The sequence below is a fragment of the Pseudomonas sp. A-1 genome (assembly GCF_004801855.1).
Classification (GTDB): domain Bacteria; phylum Pseudomonadota; class Gammaproteobacteria; order Pseudomonadales; family Pseudomonadaceae; genus Geopseudomonas.
In genome coordinates, this window is sequence record NZ_SSTC01000036.1 from 1 (window position 1) to 20,231 (window position 20,231).

The window sequence follows — 20,231 nt, forward strand, 5'->3', positions numbered from 1 at the left end:
CAGGCGGCGGCCGCCGACGCGCGGCGCGCGGCCGGCGAGACCGGCGCCCTGCTCGGCGCGCCGATCGCCCACAAGGACCTGTTCTGCACGAAAGACGTGCTGACCACCTGCGCCTCGAAGATCCTCGCCAACTTCAAGGCGCCCTACGACGCCACCGTGGTCGAGAAGCTGGCCGCCGCCGGCGCGGTCAGCCTCGGCAAGCTGAACATGGACGAGTTCGCCATGGGCTCGGCCAACGAATCCAGCCACTTCGGCGCGGTGAAGAACCCCTGGGACCTGTCCCGCGTGCCCGGCGGCTCCAGCGGCGGCTCGGCGGCGGCGGTCGCCGCCGGCCTGATCCCGGCCGCCACCGGCACCGACACCGGCGGCTCGATCCGCCAGCCGGCGGCGCTGACCAACCTCACCGGCCTCAAGCCCACCTATGGACGGGTATCCCGCTGGGGCATGATCGCCTACGCCTCAAGCCTCGACCAGGGCGGCCCCATCGCCCGCACCGCCGAGGACTGCGCCCTCCTGCTCGGCGCCATGGCCGGCTTCGACGCCAAGGATTCCACCAGCGTCGACGCCCCGGTGGACGACTACCTGGCCGCGCTGAACCAGCCGCTGGCCGGCCTGCGCATCGGCCTGCCGAAGGAGTACTTCGGCGCCGGCCTCGACGCGCGCATCGCCGCGCAGGTGCTGGCGGTGGTCGAGGAGCTGAAGAGGCTCGGCGCCACGGTCAAGGACATCTCGCTGCCGAACATGCAGCACGCGATTCCCGCCTACTACGTGATCGCCCCGGCCGAGGCCAGCTCCAACCTGTCGCGCTTCGACGGCGTGCGCTTCGGCTACCGCTGCGAGAACCCGGTCAACCTCGAAGACCTCTACAAGCGTTCGCGCGGCGAGGGCTTCGGCGCCGAGGTCAAGCGCCGCATCATGGTCGGCACCTACGCGCTGTCGGCCGGCTACTACGACGCCTACTACCTGAAGGCGCAGAAGATCCGCCGGCTGATCAAGAACGACTTCGTGCAGGCGTTCGGCGAGGTCGACGTGATCCTCGGCCCGACCACCCCGAACCCGGCGTGGAAGCTCGGTGCGAAGAGCGCCGATCCGGTGTCGGCCTACCTGGAAGACATCTACACCATCACCGCCAACCTCGCCGGCATCCCCGGCCTGTCCATGCCGGCCGGCTTCGTCGACGGCCTGCCGGTGGGCGTGCAGCTCTTGGCGCCGTACTTCCAGGAGGCGCGCCTGCTCAACGTGGCGCACCAGTACCAGCAGGTCAGCGACTGGCACACCCGCACCCCGGCCGGATTCTGAGGACGACACACATGCAATGGGAAACCGTGATCGGGCTGGAAATCCACGCCCAGCTCAGCACCCGCTCGAAGATCTTCTCCGGCAGCGCCACCACCTTCGGCGCCGAGCCCAATACCCAGGCCAGCCTGGTCGACCTGGGCATGCCCGGCACCCTGCCGGTACTCAATGAAGAAGCCGTGCGCATGGCGGTGAAGTTCGGCCTGGCGATCGACGCCGAACTGGGCCGCACCAACGTGTTCGCGCGCAAGAACTACTTCTACCCGGACCTGCCCAAGGGCTACCAGACCAGCCAGATGGACCACCCGGTGGTCGGCAAGGGCCACCTGGACATCACCCTCGAGGACGGCACCGTCAAGCGCATCGGCATCACCCGCGCGCACCTGGAAGAAGACGCCGGCAAGAGCCTGCACGAGGACTTCCACGGCATGTCCGGGATCGACCTCAACCGCGCCGGCACCCCGCTGCTGGAGATCGTCTCCGAGCCGGACATCCGCTCGGCCAAGGAGGCGGTCGCCTACGTCAAGGCGATCCATGCGCTGGTGCGCTATCTGGGCATCTGCGACGGCAACATGGCCGAAGGCTCGCTGCGCTGCGACTGCAACGTCTCGGTGCGCCCCAAGGGCCAGGAAGCGTTCGGCACCCGCGCCGAGATCAAGAACGTCAACTCGTTCCGCTTCATCGAGAAAGCGATCAACCACGAGATCCAGCGGCAGATCGAACTGATCGAGGACGGCGGCAAGGTGGTGCAGGAAACCCGCCTGTACGACCCGAACAAGGACGAGACCCGCTCGATGCGCGGCAAGGAAGAAGCCAACGACTACCGCTACTTCCCCTGCCCCGACCTGCTGCCGGTGGTGCTGGAAGACAGCTTCATCGAGCAAATTCGTGGCGAATTGCCGGAACTGCCGGGCGAGAAGCGCGCGCGCTTCGAGAGCCAGTACGGCCTGTCCGCCTACGACGCCAGCGTGCTCTCCGCCAGCCGCGAGATGGCCGAGTACTTCGAACAGGTACAGGCTGCCTGCGGCGACGCCAAGCTGGCCGCCAACTGGGTGATGGGCGAACTGTCCAGCCTGCTCAACAAGGAAGGCCTGGAGATCGAGCAGTCGCCGGTATCGGCCGCCCAGCTCGGCGGGATGATCCTGCGCATCAAGGACAACACCATCTCCGGCAAGATCGCCAAGATGGTGTTCGAGGCCCTCGCCGCCGGCGAAGGCGACTCGGCCGATGCCGTCATCGAGGCCAAGGGACTCAAGCAGGTCACCGACTCGGGCGCCATCGAGGCGATGCTGGATGAAGTGCTGGCCGCCAACGCCGCCCAGGTCGAGCAGTACCGCGCCAGCGACGAGGCCAAGCGCGCCAAGATGTTCGGCTTCTTCGTCGGCCAGGCCATGAAGGCGTCCAAGGGCAAGGCCAACCCCGGCCAGGTCAACGAGCTGCTGAAGAAGAAGCTCGAGGGCTGAGGCGCAGCGGCGGCGAACCAAACGCCGCCGCAACGCTCAAAGGCAGACCAGACAACGCCGGAGCGACCTGCCCGGGCATGCCCGGCGTTGTGCCATTCACGGGTACCCTCGATGAAACACCTGCTCCTCGCCACCCTCCTCGTACTGCTGGCCGGCTGCGCCGGCCATGCGCCGCAGCCGGCTCCCGCCCCGGCCGAGGCCGGCGGCTATCGTGCCGAGGGCAAGGCCTCCTGGTACGGCAGCCGCCATCACGGCCGGCGCACCGCCAGCGGCGAACGCTTCGACCAGCACGCGCTGACCGCCGCCCATCGCCAGCTGCCGTTCGGCAGCAAGGTGCGGGTCACCAACCTGCGCAACCAGCGCAGCGTGGTGGTGCGCATCAACGACCGCGGCCCGCACGCCCGCGGCCGGATCATCGACCTGTCGCGCGCCGCCGCCGAGCGCCTGGGGATGCTCAGCAGCGGTACGGCACCGGTGCGCCTGGAGCGGGTGACGGACTGAGAGCGCGGCGCAGCATGCGGTAACAATCGGCCCTGGACCGGGGCTGGCAGCCGGCCGACAAACGGCTAAGCTGGCGCAGATTTTTACCGGAGCCTTCCCATGACCCTGATGACCTTCGTCTACCTGATCGCCGGCCTGGTGCTGCTGGTCGCCGGCGCCGAGGTGCTGGTGCGCGGCGCCGCCCGCCTGGCCGCGCAGTTCGGCATCCCGCCGTTGATCATCGGCCTGACCGTGGTCGCCTTCGGCACCAGCGCGCCGGAAACCGCGGTCAGCGTGCAGGCGGCCCTCGATGGCAGCGGCGACATCGCCGTGGGCAACGTGGTCGGCAGCAACATCGCCAACGTCCTCTTGATCCTCGGCCTGTCGGCGCTGGTCGCGCCGCTGATCGTCTCGCGCCAGCTGATCCGCCTCGACGTGCCGCTGATGATCGGCGCCAGCCTGGTGACCTGGGCGCTGGCCATGGACGGCAAGCTGGGTCGCCTCGACGGCGCCCTGCTGTTCGGCGGCGTGGTCGCCTACACCCTGTTCCTGATCATCAGCAGCCGCAAGGATAAGGGAGCGGCCGAGGGCGACGAGTTCGCCGAGGAGTTCGGCCTGCACGAAGCGCCCAAGCCCTACGCCTGGGCAGTCAACCTCGGTCTGCTGGTCGCCGGCCTGGTGCTGCTGGTCGGCGGCTCCAATCTGCTGGTGGAGGGCGCGGTGGCCCTGGCCAAGGCCCTGGGCCTGTCCGAACTAGTGATCGGCCTGACGGTGATCGCTATCGGCACCTCGCTGCCGGAGCTGGCCACCTCGATGATCGCCGCCTTCAAGGGCGAACGCGACATCGCGGTGGGCAACGTGGTCGGCAGCAACATCTTCAACCTGCTCTGCGTGCTCGGCCTCGCCTCGCTGGTGGCGCCGCTGCCGATCAGCGTCTCGGCCAACGCGCTGTCTTTCGACTTCCCGGTGATGATCGCCGTGGCCCTGGCCTGCATGCCGATCTTCTTCGCCGGCTACCGCATCAACCGCTGGGAGGGTGCGCTGTTCGCGGCCTACTACGCCATCTACACCACCTGGCTGATCATGCACAGCACCGACGCACCGGGGCTGGCCATGTTCAGCCAGGCGATGACCTGGTTCGTCCTGCCGCTGACCCTGGTCACCCTGGTGGTGATCGGTTTCCGCGCCTGGCAGCAGCAGCGCTGACTCAGATCCAGCCGCCCCACTGCAGCACGAACAGGCCGAGGTTGGTGGTCAGCACCGCCAGCAGGGTGGTGATCACGATGATCGCCGCCGCCAGCTGGTGGTTGGCGCCGGCGGCGCGGGCCATGACGAAACTGGCCGCAGCCGTCGGGCTGGCGAAGAACAGGAACAGGATGCCCAGCTCGGCCTGGCGGAAGCCGCACGCCCAGGCGCCGGCGGTGGCCAGCGCCGGCAGCCAGAGCATCTTCATCAGGCTGGCGCTCAGCGCCAGGCCGCTGCTGGCACGCAGCGAGGCCAGCGACAGGGTGCCACCGATGCAGATCAGCGCCAGCGGCAGGGCCAGCCGGGCGAGGTATTCGCCCGAGGTGGTCAGCCAGACCGGCAGGCGCAGCTGCCACCAGGCAAAGGGCATCGCCGCCAGCACGCCGAGGATCAGCGGATTGCGCAGGATGCCCCTGAGGATCTTCCAGGGGCTGGTCCGGCTGTCGGGGTTGTAGACCTCCAGCACCAGCACGGCGAGGCTGTTGTAGAGCAGGATCACCAGCCCGCCGAGCACCCCGCCCAGCGACAGGCCGTAGTCGCCGTACAGGCTGGTGGCCAGCGCCAGACCGACGATGCCGTTGTTGCCGCGGAACGCCCCCTGCACGTAGACGCCGCGCTCGGCGCGCGGGCAGCGCCACAGCGCCCAGCCCCAGGCGAGCGCGAAACCGACCAGGGTGGCCAGGGCGAAGTAGCCGAGCAGCGCCGGCTGTAGCGCCGCCTCGAGGTCGGCGTGGAGAATGGCGAGGAACAGCATGACCGGCATGCTGACGTTGAACACCAGGCCGCTGGCGCTGTGGATGAAGCGGTCGTCGATCTGGCCGAAGCGCTTGAGCAGCACGCCGAGGAACAGCATGGCGAATACCGGCAGCGTGACGGACAAGGTCTGCAGGAACAGCGAGAGCATGGGGCGCCCGGGGCAGCGAGGGGCGCCCATGTTAACCGGCCCGAAGCGGAAAGGCTTTCCCGCTATCGGGCCGCAGCGCCTTCAGCGCCGCACGGGGCGTTTCTGCAGCTTGCGCTGCAGGGTACGGCGGTGCATGCCGAGGGCGCGGGCGGTGGCGGAGATGTTGCCGTCGTGCTCGGCCAGCACGCGCTGGATGTGCTCCCACTGCAGGCGGTCCACCGACATCGGGTTGTCCGGCACCAGACTGTCGAGGTCGGCATGCTCGGAGAGCAACGCGGCCAGCACGTCGTCGGCGTCGGCCGGCTTGCACAGGTAATTGCAGGCGCCGCGCTTGATCGCCTCCACCGCGGTGGCGATGCTCGAGTAGCCGGTGAGGATCACCACGCGCATCTCGCTGTCCAGCGCCAGCAGCTTGGGCAGCAGCACCAGGCCGGAGTCGCCGTCCATCTTAAGGTCGAGCACCGCATAGTCGGGCGTGTCGCGCTCGGCCTGGGCCAGGCCCGCGTCGGCGGAGTTGGCCACCGACACGCGCAGGCCGCGGCGGCTCATGGCCCGCGCCAGCACGCGGGTGAAGGTCTCGTCGTCGTCCACCAACAGCAGGTGCGGCTGTTCCTCCGCATCGAACAGGACTTCTTCGCTCATTTCATTCCTCGCACAAGGCAGAACCGGCGCTCAGGCGACGCCGTAATTGCGCGGCAGTCGCAACTCGGTCAGCGTGCCGCCCTCTTCGTGGTTGTAGAGCTTCACTGTACCACCGAGTCGGGTGACGCTGGCCTGACTGAGGAACAGACCGAGGCCGAAGCCCTTGCCGCCCTTGCCCTTGGTGGTGAAGAACGGCTTGCCGAGCTGCTCGGCGATGGCCAGCGGCACGCCGACGCCGTGATCGCGGATGCTCAGGCAGATCTCCCGCGCGTCCCAGTCCAGGCGGATGTCGAGGTTCTCCGGACAGGCATCGGCGGCGTTGTTGAGCAGGTTGAGCAGCGCCTGGCTGAGGTCGGTCGGCGGCATCAGCCGCGGCGGCGCACCGACGCCCAGGCACTGGTAGCGGTAGGTGGCTTCCGGGCGCATCAGGTGCCAGCGGCGTAGCACCGCCTCCAGCCACTCGCTGACGGTCTGCTCGACGATCGACTGGCGGCGCTCGGCCTCGGCGGCGCGCACCAGTTGCTGCAGGGTGTCCTTGCACAGCCTGACCTGCTCCTGCAGCAGGGCCAGGTCCTCCTGCAGCGCCGGCTGGTCGCGGTGCTCCTGGCGCAGCTCCTTGAGCAGCACGCTCATGGTCGCCAGCGGCGTGCCCAGCTCGTGGGCGGCGCCGGCGGCCTGGGTGGCCACGGCGAGCAGCTGCTGGTCGCGCATGCCTTCCTCGCGGCGCTGGGCGCGCAACTGCTCTTGGCCGCGCAGCTCCTCGGCCATCTTGGCGACGAAGAAGGTGATCAGCCCGGCGGCCAGGGCGAAGCTCAGCCACATGCCGTAGACCAGCAGGGTCTCCCGCGGCTCGGCGGGGATGTCCAGCGGATGCGACCAGAACAGCAGCAGGGTGTAGCTGGCCAGCGCCAGGCCGGCCAGCGACAGGGTGTGCAGCCAGGGCAGGGTCGCCGCGGCGATGGTCAGCGGCACCAGGTAGTAGGAGACGAAGGGGTTGCTCGAGCCGCCGGTGTAGTACAGCAGCACGCTGTGGATCACCAAGTCGCAGCCCAGCTGCACCGCGTACTCCAGCTCGGTGACCGGCCAGGAGGCACGCAGGCGCAGGGCAGTGAAGATGCTCAGCAGGCCGGAGACGGCGAGGGTGATGCCCAGCTCCGTCCACGGCAGCGGCAGGCGGTCGGACCACCAGGCGAAGCCCACCGAGCCGGCCTGGGCAGCCAGCACGAGCAGGCGGATGAGGACCAGCCGACCGAGGTTCTGCAGGCTGGCGGAGAGTAACTGGACGGGCGCTTGCATGGAATATTCCGGAAACTTCGCGGAGTATAACCAGATTGCCCCTCGCCCGGCTGCGGCAAATGGGCACGCGAGCGCGCCGGGAACCCGCCCGGCCGCGCTCAGTCACAGCTGGACGACCGGCGCCTTCGCCGGCCGAACCGACAGGAGTCCCCCGATGCCCGCACTTTCCCGCTGCACTCCCCTGCTCGCCCTCGCCGCCGGCCTGTGGCTGCTGCCACCGGCCCAGGCCGAGGAACCGCGCTACAACCAGATCGGCCTGCGTGCCGAGGTCAACCGCGAGGTGGCCCACGACCGCATGCACGTGCTGCTCTACAGCGAAGCCCAGCACAGCGACCCGGCCAGACTGTCGGCGCAGACCACCGAGACGCTCAACCGCGCCGTGCAGCGCGCCCGCGCCGCCAAGGGCGTGGAGGTCAGCCTGGGCAGCCGGCACAGCAGCCCGGTCTACGACGACAAGGGCCGCAAGATCGTCGCCTGGCGCGAACGCGCCGAGCTGCGCCTGGACAGCGCCGACTTCGCCACCCTCGCCCAGCTCAGCGCCGGGCTGCTCGACGAGCTGCAGATGGCCGACATGCACTTCAGCCTGTCGACGGACAGCCGCAAGCGCAGCGAGGACCAGTTGCTCCGGGAAGCCGTGGCCGCCTTCAAGGCCCGCGCCCAGCTGGTCAGCGAAGCCATGGGCGCGCGCAGCTACCGCGTGGTGCGCCTCGACCTCAACGCCGGCGGCGGCCCGCGCCCGCCGCTGCTGCGCAGCATGGCGGCCAAGACGATGAGCATGGACAGCGCGCCGGCGCCGGAGATCGAAGCCGGCTCCAGCGAGCTGACGGTCAATGCCGACGGCGTGATCGAGGTGCAGCTGCCCTGATGCTCGCGTAGGGGCGAATTCATTCGCCGACGGCGCCCGGACAGGCGAATGAACTCGCCCCTACAGGCGCCGCCGCGCCCCTGTACGCTACAGATGCGCCTCGGCGTACTCCGCCAGCAGCGAGCGCGGCACCCCCTGCAGGGTGATGTGCACGCCGTGGGGGAAGTCCTTGAAGCGCTCGGTCAGGTAGGTCAGCCCGGAACTGGTCGCCGACAGGTAGGGCGTGTCGATCTGCGCCAGGTTGCCCAGGCAGATCACCTTGGAACCGCTGCCGGCGCGGGTGATGATGGTCTTCATCTGGTGCGGCGTGAGGTTCTGGCACTCGTCGATGAGGATCAGGCTCTGCTGGAAGCTGCGCCCGCGGATGTAGTTGAGCGACTTGAACTGCAGCGGCACGCGCTGGAGGATGTAGTCGACGCTGCCGTGGGTGCTCTCGTCGTCCATGTGCAGCGCCTCGAGGTTGTCGGTGATGGCGCCCAGCCAGGGCTCCATCTTCTCCGCCTCGGTGCCCGGCAGGAAGCCGATGTCCTCGTCGAGCCCCTGCACGCTGCGGGTGGCGATGATGCGCCGGTAGCGCTTGCTGACCATGGTCTGCTCGATGGCCGCAGCCAGGGCGAGGATGGTCTTGCCCGAGCCGGCGGCGCCGGTCAGGTTGACCAGGTGGATGTCCGGATCGAGCAGCGCATAGAGCGCCAGCGCCTGGTAGATGTCGCGCGGACGCAGGCCCCAGGCCTCCTGGTGCATCAGCGGCTCCTGGTGCAGGTCGAGCAGCAGCAGGTGACGCTTGTCCACCTCCTTGACCCAGCCGACGAAGCCCTGCTCGTCGACCACGAACTCGTTGACGTGCATGTTCGGCAGGCTGTTGCCGTTGAGCGGCACGCGGTGCAGGGTGCGGCCGATCTCCTGGTGGGTATCGACCTTGCTGACCTTCTGCCAGAACGAGCCGGGGAAGCTGTGGTAGCCGCGCGGCAGCAGCGCCACGTCGTCGACCAACTGGTCGGTGTGGTAGTCCTCGGCGGCCACCCCGCAGGCGCGCGCCTTGAGGCGCATGTTGATGTCCTTGCTGACCAGCACCACCTCGACGTCCGGGCGACGGCCCTGCAGCTCCACCAGCTGGTTGATGATCTTGTTGTCGTTGAGGTGTTCGGGCAGGCCGCTGAGGCTGGTGTCCAGGCGGCTCATGAGGATCGACAGGCTGCCCCGCGGCGCGCCCTTGCCGCGCTGGATCGGCACGCCCTGCTCGACCTGCGGCGGCGTCGCCTCGCCGAGCAACTGGTCGATCAGGCGGATCGCCTGGCGGCACTCGGCGGCCACGCCGTGCTTGCCGCTCTTGAGATGATCGAGCTCCTCGAGCACGGTCATCGGGATGGCCACCTGATGCTCCTCGAAATTCAGCAGGGCATTGGGGTCGTGAATCAGGACGTTGGTATCGAGCACATACAGTCGGGGATGCGTGGTCTTGCTGGCGCTTTTGTCCATGGTCGGTCACCTCGATCCTGTCGGTCATGCGACGGAATGCCCGCAGGCGCTCCGCCCTCAGGGGCCGCCCTCGCGCTCGTGCGTCGCGCGGCGGCCTGTCTCCCAGATAGCGTCCCAACGATTACCGCAAAGTTACTGCACCGAACCGACCTCCTCTGCATTGAGTCTAGCCACCGGCCCGGCCCCCGTGCCAACCCGCGAGGACCCCGCACCCTGAGCCTACTGCTAGAATCGCCCGACAGCCAGAGGAGAGCTGCAATGCTGATGGTGATTTCCCCCGCCAAGACGCTCGACTACACCACCGCGCCGGTGACCGCGCGCCATACCCTGCCCGAACATCTCGACCACGCCGCCGAGCTGATCGACCAGCTGCGCGAGCTGACCCCGGCGCAGATCGCCGAACTGATGGGCCTGTCCGACAAGCTCGCCGGCCTCAACGCCGCACGCTTCGCCCAGTGGACTCCCGAGTTCAGCCCCGAGAACGCCAAGCAGGCTCTGCTCGCCTTCAAGGGCGACGTCTACACCGGACTGGATGCGGACAGCTTCGACGAGGGCGACTTCGACTTCGCCCAGCGCCACCTGCGCATGCTCTCCGGCCTCTACGGCGTGCTGCGCCCGCTCGACCTGATGCAGCCCTACCGCCTGGAGATGGGCACCCGCCTCGCCAACGCCCGCGGCAAGGACCTCTACGCCTTCTGGGGCGAGCGCATCAGCCAGTGGCTTAACCAGGCGCTGGCCGAACAGGGCGACGACGTCCTGCTCAACCTCGCCTCCAACGAATACTTCGGCGCGGTCAGGCGCCAGGCGCTCGCAGCCCGGGTCATCGACACCGAATTCCGCGACCTGAAGAACGGCCAGTACAAGATCATCAGCTTCTACGCCAAGAAGGCCCGCGGCCTGATGGCCCGCTACGTGATCAGGAACCGCCTGCGGGATGCCGAGGCGCTCAAGGACTTCGACCTGGCCGGCTACCGCTACGCCGCGGCGCAGTCGAGCGCGGACCGGCTGGTGTTCCTGCGCGACCATCCCGAGGACTGAACACCGCGAGGAATCCCGCATGCTGATCGGCGCCCTGATCGTCCTCACCTGGCTGGTCCTGCTGGTCCGCTACCCGACCCGCGCCGTGCCGATCAACCTGCTGGCGCTGTTCGCCCTCGGCCTGGTGGCGCTGGGCGTGATCTGGCAGGAGCAACGCGAACAGGGGCGCCTCGACCGCCTAGAGCTGGACCTGCAGTGGGACGCCGGCTGCCCCGCCGACCGCCCGCTGCGCGCCCGCCTGCGCAATGGCAGCGAGCGACCGCTGGCCGAACTGACCTGGCGGGTCGGCGCCTACCAGAGCGGCGATACCATCGATCTCGCCGACGACCGCTACGACAGCCCGCACTACCGCATCCTGCACCGCCTGCTGCCCGGCAGCGAGTGGCGCGACTGCCTGCCGCTGCCGCCGCTGCGACCGGGCTACCGCGCCAGCAGCCTGGAATACCGCGCCGAGCGGCTGCGCGGGCGGTTCGCGGATTGAAACCACCGACCATCGCGAGGCGCTATGCGCGCGCCGCGCGCTCGAACACCTCATCGGCCCACTGGTTCAGGCTCTTGCCGGCGACCTGTGCCGCAATGGCCGCAGCGGCATGCACCTCCGGGCGGATACGCAGCATGACCTTGCCCGAAGCCGGCCTGTCCGGACTGATGCCCTGCTCGGCACAATCGGCTAGATAATCGTCAACGGCATGCGCGAACTCGGCACGCAGCTCTGCTACGGAGTCCGCGTGAAAACTGATGATGTCTCGCACCCCGAGTACGCGACCAACGAAAATGTCGTCCCGCTCGTCGAACTCGATACGGGCGGTATAGCCCTTGTAAGTCATGCTGTTCATGGCTCGACTCCTGCCCGCCGCAAGAACTCGCGGGCTTCTTCAACCTGATACTTCTTGGCCTCCTTGCCAGGATGGGGACGGTGACAACGCCACTGCACATCTCCCAGCACGAGCTTGACCCGAGATCCCTCGCGCTCCAGCACTCGACCTCCCAAGTGGAGAACCAGCGCCTCTATGTCGGAAAAAACCAACGCCGCACTGGTCGGAGTGCGGAAGATGGCTTCGAGGGTTTTACGGTGTCGGCTCTGCATGGAGCAATGCTATCAAATCATGATAGCTACAGAAAACCACGCCCCCTTTCATTCACCCGCTCAGGGCCGGTCGCCATGGCTCTCGAGCGCTTCGCCGCCCTTGCGCCCCGAGGTCTCCACCGCCGGGAACCTGGCCGAACTGAAGCGCACCACCAGGTTGGCCAGCGCCAGCAGCAGGATGGCCCCGCAGACCATGACGATGCCCATGTTCGGCTTGTGGGTGTGCTGGATGTCGCCGATCAGCAGGCGGGTCAGCGCGGTGATCGACACGTAGATCAGGAAGCGCACCGGCATGTGGTTGGTCTTGAAGTAGATGCCGACCATCGCGCCCAGCTCGAGGTAGATGAACAGCAGCAGGATGTCGTCGATGGTCGCCTGGCCGCGTTCGAACATGCCGAGGAAGGTATGCCCCGCCGCCCAGGCCACCGCCCCGCCGATGGCGAACAGCGCCAGATAGTGGAAACCCTCGACCAGGAGGTTGCCGAGGGAATCGGCGTGGCGGTGCATGGCGTGGCGCAGGCGTTCGGCGCGGTGGGGGGTCATGACAAAGGCTCCCTGCAGAGGTTCAGGGCGCCATGATGCCACACTGCCAACGCCACCGAGACGCCTCGAATGGCCAACCGACGCAACTCAGGAGCGCACGCTGGCAGCTTTTTCCAGGGTGCGGAAGAACACGGTCTCCAGAGACACCGCCGGCCTGACCTCCAGGAGATGACCTCCTGCTGCGCTCAAGCGGGTAATCATCTCAGGCAGTTCGCTCTGGGCACACTCGCACTCGAACTCCCCGACACGACACTCGACACAGCCGGGAGTGACCGCTGCCGGTGCCTGGTAGCGTACTCGATGGAAATCGGCCCGCTCGGCGGCCAGGTCGCGCGGCGAACGCACCGTCAGCAGTTCACCCTGATTGATGAAGCCGAAGCGATCGGCAATGCGCTCGACGTCATGCAGTACATGCGAGGTAAAGAAAATCGCTCCACCGCCATTCTTGTACTCATTGAGAATGTCGACCACATCCTTGCGCCCCACTGGATCGAGCCCCGAAAGTGGCTCATCGAGAACCAGCAGACGCGGCTGAACCACCATGGCATGCGCGAGGGCTACACGCTGCACATTGCCCTTGGAGAGCTCGCGAATCCTCCGCCTGGCATTCACCGCGACGGAAAAGCGCTCCAGCCACGCCATGCACCAGGCGTCGGCATCCTTGCGACGGATGCCGTACATCGACAGCCCCATGCGCAGGATTTCCAGCGGCGTGAACTGCTCGTAGAGGGCTGGCGCCTCGGGCACATAGGCAACCCCGCGGCGCGCCTCGGCGTCGCGGGCCGAACGGCCGTACAGGTGCACCTCGCCCTGGTAGTCGTTGATCACATCGAGCATGATCTTGATGGTGGTGGACTTGCCGGCGCCGTTGGGGCCGACGAAGCCGAACACCTCGCCCTCACCCAGGCTGAAGCTGACCTCGCGCAGCGCCTGCACGGTCTTGCCCTTCGCCCTGAAGGTCTTGCTGACGCTGCGAAACTCCAGCGCTGCACTCACGACTGCTCCTCCATTCCGGGAATCCTCAGTTTCTTCAGGACGATTCGCCCATTCTGCAGCTCGTAGCCCAGACGCAACGGGTCGATCGGCAAGCTGTCGAGCAGGCCCTGCTCAATCAGCTGCTGCAGAGCCTGCAGGGGACCATGAGCGGCCTCGTAGCGGCGCTGCGCTTCGCGCAGCGTCACCAGCCCCTGCAGGCGCACCACGCGCTGGGCGAGCATCTGCCGCAACTTGGGATCGCTGGCCGTATCGCGCTGCTGGACCAGGTAGTTCAGCGCCAGTCGCTCGTCGGCAAAACTTTCCGCCTGCAGCATCACCACCAGCTTGTGCAAGCTGGCCGCATTCTCCGGGGCCCGTTGCGCCGCCAGCTCCAGCGCCCATTTCGCTGCCACGATATCGCGTCGGAAGAAGGCCTGGTTGACTCCGTAGAAGAACGCGGGGATGTCATCCCAGAATCGGCAGTCGATAGCAGCCCGCAGCACGTCGTTCCCCTCGTCCACGGCACCTCCCCAGGTCAGCAGGCCATTGGCCAGGTAATAGTTATCCTCGTGACAGGCATTGAGGCGAGCGACCTCGCGCTGAGCCCGGACCAGATAGCCGGTATCAGTCAGGCCCTGGTCCGTACCGGTGGCAGACAGGCGCATGGCCTCCAGGTTGGCTGCCAGGAAACGGTCACCGCCGTACAGTGCCAACAGCACCGGCGCGGCGATCACCACCCGATCGCCGACCTCGGCATCGGGGCGCAGGACAGGATGCTCGCTGCGCCACAGGGTGACGCCGGCGAACAGGACGAACCCCAGCAGGGCCAGCGACAGGGCAGGACGAGGGCGGCGCATGGTCAGGCAAAACGCTTGCGTTGCAGAGCCCATACCGCCAGCCCCAGCAGGGCGAAGGCATAGGCCAGGCAGCCCAGCACCAGCCAGGGCCAGTCGGCGGGAAGGAAGTCCAGGCGACCATAGAGCGCGACCATGCGCACATCCAGCGCCCCCAGATCGGGCAACAGGTAGCCCAGGGTACCGATTCCGGCGCGATAGCCCTCGGCGTCAGCGACCACTGCCGCATTGCGATTGAGCAACTCGACTATCGCGGCGAAGGAGCGCGCCACCAGCAGGAAACCGAAGGTGCCGACCAGCACGAAGCTCGGCGTGGAGGCGACCATGGCGAGGAAGGCGGCCAGTGCGGTGAGCACCAGCAGGTCGAGGGCGAGGAAAGCGATGGCGACCAGGTAAGGCTGCCCCAGCGACACCGGGGTAACCTGCTCGTAACCCTTGCCGATCAGGGTCACCGCCAGGCCCAGCACCACGCTCATGACCAGCAACAGGCCGAGGCAGAGCATCGCCAGCGCGGCGAAGCGTCCCAGCAGCAGACGATGGCGTGCGCGCGGATAGGTCAACGAGGACAGAAAATAGCGGCGATCGAACTCGCGCGACAGCAGTTCCTGGGTCATCAGCACCATGACCAGAGGCAGCAGCAGGCGCATTGCGGAAAAGCCGACATCCAGCGCCACCGTCGTCGGCTGGCGGGCGCTGAACTGGGCTGCCATCCAGGCCGCCAGGACCAGCACGACCAGAGCGCCCCCCGCCAGCGCCGGGAAATGCGCGCGCTGAGCCAGACGGAGGCCGGAGAAGAAATCGGAAGAAGGAAACATCGATGAACCACGTCTCACGCAGGGTGGAGGACGGAAACAGACGAGCGGGCCGGAGCCTGCCGCTCCCTGGCAGATCCGGGCCTGTGCGGGCTCACTTCGCCGCAGCGGCCATCACCTGGATCAGGCTCTTGGCATCGGCCTCGGCGGTGGCATCGTTGGCCCTGTGCCGGTAATCGTTGAATACCGGTACGGCCACGGCGGCCAGAATAGCGATAATCGCGACCACTATCATCAGTTCGATCAAGGTAAAACCGGATTCTGCGCTATCCACCCTGATACTCCTTGCACGAAACAGCCGGGGTGCTTGACCACCCCGGCTGGCATCTGCCGCACACGGCCCACCGAGCGACGCTCGCGCGGACCTCATCCCGCAGGCGGGATCAGTAGCTGAATACGCTCTGCTTCTTCAGCTCGGTGGTGTCGCACTTGCCGGTCAGCGGCACTTCGCCGATGGAGCCGCCGGTGCTGCTGGCCGCGAAGCCGCTGAAGGATACCGGAACGGTGAACTTGGTCACGGTAGCGCTGCAGCTAGAGTCGTTGAAAACGGGGTTATTCGACGCATCCTTGCCGATCTGGGCACAGTTCAGCTCCTTCGGACCGCTGCGGCTGCCGGAGGAGTGGCAGGTGGCGATGCGGATCGAGTTGTCGGTGTCGTTGCACTGGTACACGCCGCTCACGTTGGCCGACAGGTTGACCTTGACCGGCGCATCGAGCAGCACGCACTTGGTAGTGTCGATCTGATCAGCATCAACGGCAGTGACGGTGCCGGCAGCGAAGGCGGTGGTGGCGAGCAGGCTGGAGGCCACGATCAGGCCGGAAAGAATCTTTTTCATCTATGCAATCTCCTGTCCGAATCGGTCAGCTTAGCGCTGGGCAGCGGTCATGACGCTGATCATGTTCTTGGCGTCGGCCTTGGCCACGGTGTCGTTGGACTTGGCGCGGTACTCGTTGAACTGCGGAATGGCGATGGCGGCGAGGATGCCGATGATGGCAACCACGATCATCAGTTCGATCAGGGTGAAGCCCTTCTGGGCCTTTTTCTGCAGAGCTTTCATAGAGGTATCTCCTTGAAGTGAGCCGGTCGTCGGACCTGAATTAATCAATGCAGGAGGCGTGCCAACTTCAGAACACGCACCATGGGCGGGGTCCGCGCCCCGGCAGCGGACACCGCACGCCACTCCAGCGGCAGGATCTGACGTTTTTTGTCACACGAACTGCAGGGATTTGGCAGGCCGGCGCCAGTGCGCTATAAGGCAGCCACCGGATCCGCAGGTTATCCCCCGCCATGAACGACTCCATCGCCCTCACCGGCCTGGCCCGCCAGCTGGTGCTCGCCGAACTGCTGGACGCCAGGACCGCGCAACAGGCGCAGGCCGAGGCCCTGCGCAACAAGATCCCGCTGGTCAGCCACCTGGTACAGAACAAGCTGGTCAAGCCGCGGGCGCTCGCCGAGATGGCCGCCGAGCAGTTCGGCCTGCCGCTGCTCGAGCTCAAGGTGCTCGACAAGGAAGTACAACCCAAGGAACTGGTCAGCGAGAAACTGGTCCGCCAGCACCGGGTACTGCCACTGCTCAAGCGCGGCAACATCCTGTTCGTCGGGGTTTCCGACCCGACCAACCAGCAGGCGATCCGCGACATCCAGTTCAGCACCGGGCTCAGCGTGGAGCCGCTGCTGGTCGAAGACGACAAGCTCGGCGAGGCCATCGACAAGTTCTTCGACAGCCCCAACAGCGGCATGGCGGAGCTGGGCGATGTCGATCTCGACGGCGTCGACATCGAGCAGGGCGGCGAGAAGAAGGAAGAGAACGTCGCCAACGAGGCCGACGACTCCCCGGTGGTCAAGTTCGTCAACAAGATGCTGCTGGACGCCATCCGCGGCGGCGCCTCGGACCTGCACTTCGAGCCCTACGAGAAGAGCTACCGGGTGCGCTTCCGCACCGATGGCATCCTCCACGAGGTGGCCAAGCCGCCGATCCAGCTGGCCACCCGCATCGCCGCACGCCTCAAGGTCATGGCGGCCATGGACATCTCCGAGCGGCGCAAGCCGCAGGACGGGCGGATCAAGCTGAAGATCACCGCCAACAAGGCCATCGACTTCCGGGTCAACACCCTGCCGACCCTGTGGGGCGAGAAGATCGTGATGCGGATCCTCGATCCCTCCAGCGCCCAGATGGGCATCGATGCCCTCGGCTACGAGGAAAACCAGAAGGAGCTGTACCTTAAGGCGCTCAGCCAGCCGCAGGGCATGATCCTGGTGACCGGCCCCACCGGCTCGGGCAAGACGGTTTCCCTGTACACCGGCCTGAACATCCTCAACACGCCGGACATCAACATTTCCACTGCCGAGGACCCGGTCGAGATCAACCTGGAGGGCATCAACCAGGTCAACGTCAACCCCAAGCAGGGCATGGACTTCACCCAGGCCCTGCGCGCCTTCCTGCGCCAGGATCCGGACGTGATCATGGTCGGCGAGATCCGCGACCTGGAAACCGCCGAGATCGCCGTCAAGGCCGCGCAGACCGGCCACATGGTGATGTCCACCCTGCACACCAACAGCGCCGCGGAAACCCTCACCCGCCTGCGCAACATGGGCGTGCCGGCCTTCAACATCGCCACCTCGGTCAACCTGATCATCGCCCAGCGCCTGGCTCGCCGCCTGTGCCCCGCCTGCAGGAAAGTCCATGACCTGCCGAAGGAGGTGCTGATCAAGGAAGGCTTCCCCGAAGAGCAGATCGGCAAGTTCAAGCTGTACCAGCCGGTCGGCTGCGATGCCTGCAAGGGCGGCTACAAGGGGCGTGTGGGTATTTATGAAGTGGTTAAAATCACGCCACCGTTGCAGCGGCTTATCATGGAAGAAGGCAACTCCATCCAGATCGCGGCCAAGGCTCGCGAGGAAGGCTTCAACGATCTACGCACTTCCGGCCTGTTCAAGGCCATGCAGGGCCTGACCAGCCTTGAGGAAGTCAACCGCGTGACCAAGGATTAAGCATGGTGGCAAAAGCGGCAAAAGCGATACAGAACAGCCCTTTCCTCTGGGAGGGTATCGATCGCAAGGGCACGAAGATCAAGGGGGAGATCAACGGTCCCAATACGGCCGCGATCAAGGCGCAACTGCGCAAGCAGGGCATCAACCCGATCAAGGTTCGCAAGAAGCCCAGGTCGCTGCTGGGCAGGGGCAAGCCGATCAAGCCCATGGATGTCGCCCTATTCACCCGGCAGCTGGCGACCATGATGAAGTCCGGCGTTCCCCTGCTGCAGTCCTTCGACATCATCGCCGACGGGCTGGAAAACCAGAACATGCGGGCCCTGGTGCTGGAGGTCAAGCAGGAGGTCGCGGCAGGCAACAGCCTGGCCACGTCGCTGCGCAAGAAGCCGAAGTACTTCGACGACCTGTACTGCAATCTGGTGGAGTCCGGGGAACAGTCCGGCGCCCTGGAAACCCTGCTGGACCGCATCGCCACCTACAAGGAAAAGACCGAGGCACTCAAGGCCAAGGTCAAGAAGGCGATGACCTACCCCATCGCGGTGATCGTGGTCGCCTGCATCGTCTCGGCAATCCTGCTGATCAAGGTGGTGCCTCAGTTCGAGGAGGTATTCAAGGGCTTCGGCGCCGAACTGCCAGCATTCACCCAGATGGTCGTCAATCTATCCCGCGGCATGCAGGAGTGGTGGTACGTCATCCTGCTGGCCCTGACCGCCTTCGCCCTCGTCTTCAAGCAGGTCTACCAGCGCTCGGCGGAGTTCCGCGATCAGGTCGACCGTGTTCTGCTCAAGCTGCCACTGGTCGGGGTCATCACCTACAAGAGTGCCGTGGCCCGCTACGCACGCACCCTTTCCACCACCTTCTCGGCCGGCGTGCCATTGGTCGAGGCGCTGGACTCGGTGGCAGGCGCCGCCGGCAATGTGGTGTTTCGCCAAGCGGTCGGCCGCATCAAGCAGGACGTATCCAGCGGCGTGCAGCTGAACTTCTCGATGCGCACCACCGGAGTGTTCCCGGCCATGGCCATCCAGATGACGGCCATCGGCGAGGAGTCCGGCTCACTGGACAGCATGCTGGACAAGGTCGCCGAGTACTACGAGGCCGAAGTGGACAACATGGTCGACAACCTGACCACCCTGATGGAGCCGATGATCATGGCCGTGCTCGGCGTGCTGGTCGGCGGCCTGATCATCGCCATGTACCTGCCGATCTTCACTCTGGGTTCCGTGGTCGGATAGTGGATGAACATCTTCGACTTCCTGGCCAGCAACCCGCTGGCCTTCGTTTTCTGCGCTACCGTCATCGGCCTGTTGATCGGCAGTTTCCTCAACGTGGTGGTCTACCGCCTGCCGATCATGATGCAGCGCGACTGGCAGGCGCAGGCGCGCGAGGTGCTGGAGCTGCCGGGCGTCGAGCACGAGCGCTTCGATCTGCTGCTGCCAGATTCCAGTTGCCCGCACTGCGGGCACCGGATCAGGCCTTGGGAGAACATCCCGCTGCTCAGCTGGCTGGCCCTGCGCGGGCGCTGCTCGGGCTGCCGGGCGCCGATCAGCAAGCGCTATCCGCTGGTGGAGCTGGCCTGCGGCGTGCTGTCGGGCTATGTCGCCTGGCACTTCGGCTTCGGCTGGCAGGCGGGTGCCGCGCTGCTGCTGAGCTGGGGCCTGCTGGCGATGAGCCTGATCGACGCCGATCATCAGCTGCTGCCCGACGTGCTGGTGCTGCCGCTGTTGTGGCTGGGGCTGATCGTCAACCAGTCCGGGCTGTTCGCCAGCCCGGCCGATGCCTTCTGGGGTGCGGTGGCCGGCTATCTCAGCCTGTGGTCGGTGTACTGGCTGTTCAAGCTGGTGACCGGCAAGGAGGGCATGGGCTACGGTGACTTCAAGCTGCTGGCCATGCTCGGCGCCTGGGGTGGCTGGCAGATCCTGCCGCTGACCATCCTGCTGTCCTCGCTGGTCGGCGCCGTGCTCGGCATCGTCATCCTGCGCCTGCGCCGCGCCGGGAGCGGTACGCCGCTGCCCTTCGGCCCCTACCTGGCCATCGCCGGCTGGATCGCCCTGCTGTGGGGCGACGAGATCACCGGCAGCTACCTGCGCTTTGCAGGGATGGGTTGATCGCAACGGGCCTGCGGTTGAAGATCCGCGCAGCGAGTTTCCAGCGCAGGCCCGCTGCGTAGCGGCGCGTCGTGGTGGCCATTCGCTGGCGCGAGCTCCCATCACACGGCGCCCTCCCTGCAATCCGCACTCGACGAGTGGAGCCCTTCGGTCAACCG

General features: G+C 66.7%; 23 protein-coding genes. 10 read left to right on the plus strand and 13 right to left on the minus strand.

Annotated elements, in window-relative coordinates; genetic code table 11:
- From gatA to E5198_RS10145, 4 genes are all read left to right on the plus strand, one after another.
- Positions 1-1,299 (plus strand): Asp-tRNA(Asn)/Glu-tRNA(Gln) amidotransferase subunit GatA (gene gatA, locus E5198_RS10130; RefSeq protein WP_136489877.1); only part of this gene is annotated, 1,299 nt, incomplete at its 5' end.
- Between the two features lie 11 nt (positions 1,300-1,310).
- On the plus strand, positions 1,311-2,759 hold the full coding sequence (gatB, locus tag E5198_RS10135; RefSeq protein WP_136489878.1) for an Asp-tRNA(Asn)/Glu-tRNA(Gln) amidotransferase subunit GatB: 1,449 nt from the start codon (positions 1,311-1,313) through the stop codon (positions 2,757-2,759).
- A 111-nt stretch (positions 2,760-2,870) separates the two neighbouring features.
- Positions 2,871-3,260, plus strand: a complete 390-nt coding sequence (locus E5198_RS10140; RefSeq protein WP_136489879.1) for a septal ring lytic transglycosylase RlpA family protein — start codon at positions 2,871-2,873, stop codon at positions 3,258-3,260.
- A gap of 99 nt (positions 3,261-3,359) precedes the next feature.
- The gene (locus E5198_RS10145) at positions 3,360-4,445 is read left to right on the plus strand and encodes a calcium/sodium antiporter (protein WP_136489880.1); all 1,086 of its coding nucleotides are present in this window, start codon (positions 3,360-3,362) and stop codon (positions 4,443-4,445) included.
- Between the two features lies 1 nt (position 4,446).
- On the opposite strand, the gene E5198_RS10150 is transcribed toward E5198_RS10145, so the two are convergent.
- The 3 genes from E5198_RS10150 to E5198_RS10160 all read right to left on the minus strand — a co-directional run bounded on the left by E5198_RS10150 (position 4,447) and on the right by E5198_RS10160 (position 7,326).
- Positions 4,447-5,388: an AEC family transporter gene (locus E5198_RS10150; protein ID WP_136489881.1), complete on the minus strand. Its 942-nt coding sequence runs from the start codon at positions 5,386-5,388 to the stop codon at positions 4,447-4,449.
- 81 nt (positions 5,389-5,469) lie between these two features.
- Entirely contained in the window at positions 5,470-6,030 is a 561-nt protein-coding gene (locus E5198_RS10155) for a response regulator transcription factor (RefSeq protein WP_136489882.1), read from the minus strand.
- 30 nt (positions 6,031-6,060) lie between these two features.
- A complete protein-coding gene (locus E5198_RS10160; protein ID WP_136489883.1) occupies positions 6,061-7,326 on the minus strand; it encodes an ATP-binding protein in 1,266 nt (421 codons plus the stop codon).
- Between the two features lie 154 nt (positions 7,327-7,480).
- Between E5198_RS10160 and E5198_RS10165 the strand changes: the two genes are divergently transcribed.
- On the plus strand, positions 7,481-8,191 hold the full coding sequence (locus E5198_RS10165) for an SIMPL domain-containing protein (protein ID WP_136489884.1): 711 nt from the start codon (positions 7,481-7,483) through the stop codon (positions 8,189-8,191).
- Positions 8,192-8,278: 87 nt separating this feature from the next.
- Here the strand turns inward: E5198_RS10165 and E5198_RS10170 are convergent, their stop codons facing one another.
- Complete coding sequence (locus E5198_RS10170; protein ID WP_136489885.1) at positions 8,279-9,670, minus strand: PhoH family protein; 1,392 nt, start codon at positions 9,668-9,670, stop codon at positions 8,279-8,281.
- 258 nt (positions 9,671-9,928) lie between these two features.
- Between E5198_RS10170 and yaaA the strand changes: the two genes are divergently transcribed.
- On the plus strand, positions 9,929-10,708 hold the full coding sequence (gene yaaA, locus E5198_RS10175; RefSeq protein ID WP_136489886.1) for a peroxide stress protein YaaA: 780 nt from the start codon (positions 9,929-9,931) through the stop codon (positions 10,706-10,708).
- A gap of 19 nt (positions 10,709-10,727) precedes the next feature.
- Positions 10,728-11,189: a multidrug transporter gene (locus tag E5198_RS10180; RefSeq protein WP_136489887.1), complete on the plus strand. Its 462-nt coding sequence runs from the start codon at positions 10,728-10,730 to the stop codon at positions 11,187-11,189.
- A gap of 22 nt (positions 11,190-11,211) precedes the next feature.
- Here the strand turns inward: E5198_RS10180 and E5198_RS10185 are convergent, their stop codons facing one another.
- The 9 genes from E5198_RS10185 to E5198_RS10225 all read right to left on the minus strand — a co-directional run bounded on the left by E5198_RS10185 (position 11,212) and on the right by E5198_RS10225 (position 16,037).
- A complete protein-coding gene (locus tag E5198_RS10185) occupies positions 11,212-11,544 on the minus strand; it encodes a type II toxin-antitoxin system HicB family antitoxin (protein ID WP_136489888.1) in 333 nt (110 codons plus the stop codon).
- A complete protein-coding gene (locus E5198_RS10190; RefSeq protein ID WP_136489889.1) occupies positions 11,541-11,795 on the minus strand; it encodes a type II toxin-antitoxin system HicA family toxin in 255 nt (84 codons plus the stop codon). Before E5198_RS10190 ends, E5198_RS10185 begins: the two co-directional genes overlap by 4 nt.
- Positions 11,796-11,855: 60 nt before the next feature.
- Positions 11,856-12,338 carry a phosphate-starvation-inducible protein PsiE gene (locus E5198_RS10195; protein ID WP_136489890.1) on the minus strand — a complete coding sequence of 161 codons (483 nt, stop codon included), beginning with the start codon at positions 12,336-12,338 and terminating at the stop codon, positions 11,856-11,858.
- Between the two features lie 87 nt (positions 12,339-12,425).
- Positions 12,426-13,334, minus strand: coding sequence for an ABC transporter ATP-binding protein (locus tag E5198_RS10200; protein WP_136489891.1), 909 nt, complete (start codon positions 13,332-13,334; stop codon positions 12,426-12,428).
- Positions 13,331-14,170, minus strand: a complete 840-nt coding sequence (locus tag E5198_RS10205; protein ID WP_136489892.1) for a hypothetical protein — start codon at positions 14,168-14,170, stop codon at positions 13,331-13,333. The genes E5198_RS10200 and E5198_RS10205 overlap by 4 nt, the downstream gene beginning before the upstream one ends.
- A gap of 2 nt (positions 14,171-14,172) precedes the next feature.
- Positions 14,173-14,877 (minus strand): hypothetical protein, encoded by a 705-nt coding sequence (locus E5198_RS10210; protein ID WP_236574586.1) that lies wholly within the window; start codon positions 14,875-14,877, stop codon positions 14,173-14,175.
- A 196-nt stretch (positions 14,878-15,073) separates the two neighbouring features.
- On the minus strand, positions 15,074-15,253 hold the full coding sequence (locus E5198_RS22190) for a prepilin-type N-terminal cleavage/methylation domain-containing protein (protein WP_136489893.1): 180 nt from the start codon (positions 15,251-15,253) through the stop codon (positions 15,074-15,076).
- Positions 15,254-15,362: 109 nt separating this feature from the next.
- On the minus strand, positions 15,363-15,815 hold the full coding sequence (locus E5198_RS10220) for a hypothetical protein (protein ID WP_136489894.1): 453 nt from the start codon (positions 15,813-15,815) through the stop codon (positions 15,363-15,365).
- 30 nt (positions 15,816-15,845) lie between these two features.
- Entirely contained in the window at positions 15,846-16,037 is a 192-nt protein-coding gene (locus E5198_RS10225) for a type IV pilin protein (protein ID WP_136489895.1), read from the minus strand.
- A gap of 230 nt (positions 16,038-16,267) precedes the next feature.
- On the opposite strand from E5198_RS10225, the gene pilB reads away from it, so the two are divergent.
- Genes pilB through E5198_RS10240 form a run of 3 tightly spaced genes read left to right on the plus strand, consistent with a single transcriptional unit; the run spans position 16,268 to position 20,073 of the window.
- On the plus strand, positions 16,268-17,968 hold the full coding sequence (gene pilB / locus E5198_RS10230; RefSeq protein WP_136489896.1) for a type IV-A pilus assembly ATPase PilB: 1,701 nt from the start codon (positions 16,268-16,270) through the stop codon (positions 17,966-17,968).
- Positions 17,969-17,970: 2 nt separating this feature from the next.
- Positions 17,971-19,200, plus strand: a complete 1,230-nt coding sequence (locus E5198_RS10235; RefSeq protein WP_136489897.1) for a type II secretion system F family protein — start codon at positions 17,971-17,973, stop codon at positions 19,198-19,200.
- Between the two features lie 3 nt (positions 19,201-19,203).
- Positions 19,204-20,073 (plus strand): A24 family peptidase, encoded by an 870-nt coding sequence (locus tag E5198_RS10240; RefSeq protein WP_136489898.1) that lies wholly within the window; start codon positions 19,204-19,206, stop codon positions 20,071-20,073.
- The last annotated feature ends 158 nt before the right edge of the window (positions 20,074-20,231 follow it).

What these genes read in the sequence shown, in the direction of transcription:
- gatB (WP_136489878.1), top strand. Translation starts at nt 1,311, where the DNA reads ATGCAATGGGAAACCGTGATCGGGCTGGAAATCCACGCCCAGCTCAGC.
- E5198_RS10140 (WP_136489879.1), top strand. Translation starts at nt 2,871, where the DNA reads ATGAAACACCTGCTCCTCGCCACCCTCCTCGTACTGCTGGCCGGCTGC.
- E5198_RS10145 (WP_136489880.1), top strand. Translation starts at nt 3,360, where the DNA reads ATGACCCTGATGACCTTCGTCTACCTGATCGCCGGCCTGGTGCTGCTG.
- E5198_RS10150 (WP_136489881.1), bottom strand. Translation starts at nt 5,388, where the DNA reads ATGCTCTCGCTGTTCCTGCAGACCTTGTCCGTCACGCTGCCGGTATTC.
- E5198_RS10155 (WP_136489882.1), bottom strand. Translation starts at nt 6,030, where the DNA reads ATGAGCGAAGAAGTCCTGTTCGATGCGGAGGAACAGCCGCACCTGCTG.
- E5198_RS10160 (WP_136489883.1), bottom strand. Translation starts at nt 7,326, where the DNA reads ATGCAAGCGCCCGTCCAGTTACTCTCCGCCAGCCTGCAGAACCTCGGT.
- E5198_RS10165 (WP_136489884.1), top strand. Translation starts at nt 7,481, where the DNA reads ATGCCCGCACTTTCCCGCTGCACTCCCCTGCTCGCCCTCGCCGCCGGC.
- E5198_RS10170 (WP_136489885.1), bottom strand. Translation starts at nt 9,670, where the DNA reads ATGGACAAAAGCGCCAGCAAGACCACGCATCCCCGACTGTATGTGCTC.
- yaaA (WP_136489886.1), top strand. Translation starts at nt 9,929, where the DNA reads ATGCTGATGGTGATTTCCCCCGCCAAGACGCTCGACTACACCACCGCG.
- E5198_RS10180 (WP_136489887.1), top strand. Translation starts at nt 10,728, where the DNA reads ATGCTGATCGGCGCCCTGATCGTCCTCACCTGGCTGGTCCTGCTGGTC.
- E5198_RS10185 (WP_136489888.1), bottom strand. Translation starts at nt 11,544, where the DNA reads ATGAACAGCATGACTTACAAGGGCTATACCGCCCGTATCGAGTTCGAC.
- E5198_RS10190 (WP_136489889.1), bottom strand. Translation starts at nt 11,795, where the DNA reads ATGCAGAGCCGACACCGTAAAACCCTCGAAGCCATCTTCCGCACTCCG.
- E5198_RS10195 (WP_136489890.1), bottom strand. Translation starts at nt 12,338, where the DNA reads ATGACCCCCCACCGCGCCGAACGCCTGCGCCACGCCATGCACCGCCAC.
- E5198_RS10205 (WP_136489892.1), bottom strand. Translation starts at nt 14,170, where the DNA reads ATGCGCCGCCCTCGTCCTGCCCTGTCGCTGGCCCTGCTGGGGTTCGTC.
- E5198_RS10210 (WP_236574586.1), bottom strand. Translation starts at nt 14,877, where the DNA reads ATGGCAGCCCAGTTCAGCGCCCGCCAGCCGACGACGGTGGCGCTGGAT.
- E5198_RS10220 (WP_136489894.1), bottom strand. Translation starts at nt 15,815, where the DNA reads ATGAAAAAGATTCTTTCCGGCCTGATCGTGGCCTCCAGCCTGCTCGCC.
- E5198_RS10225 (WP_136489895.1), bottom strand. Translation starts at nt 16,037, where the DNA reads ATGAAAGCTCTGCAGAAAAAGGCCCAGAAGGGCTTCACCCTGATCGAA.
- pilB (WP_136489896.1), top strand. Translation starts at nt 16,268, where the DNA reads ATGAACGACTCCATCGCCCTCACCGGCCTGGCCCGCCAGCTGGTGCTC.
- E5198_RS10235 (WP_136489897.1), top strand. Translation starts at nt 17,971, where the DNA reads ATGGTGGCAAAAGCGGCAAAAGCGATACAGAACAGCCCTTTCCTCTGG.
- E5198_RS10240 (WP_136489898.1), top strand. Translation starts at nt 19,204, where the DNA reads ATGAACATCTTCGACTTCCTGGCCAGCAACCCGCTGGCCTTCGTTTTC.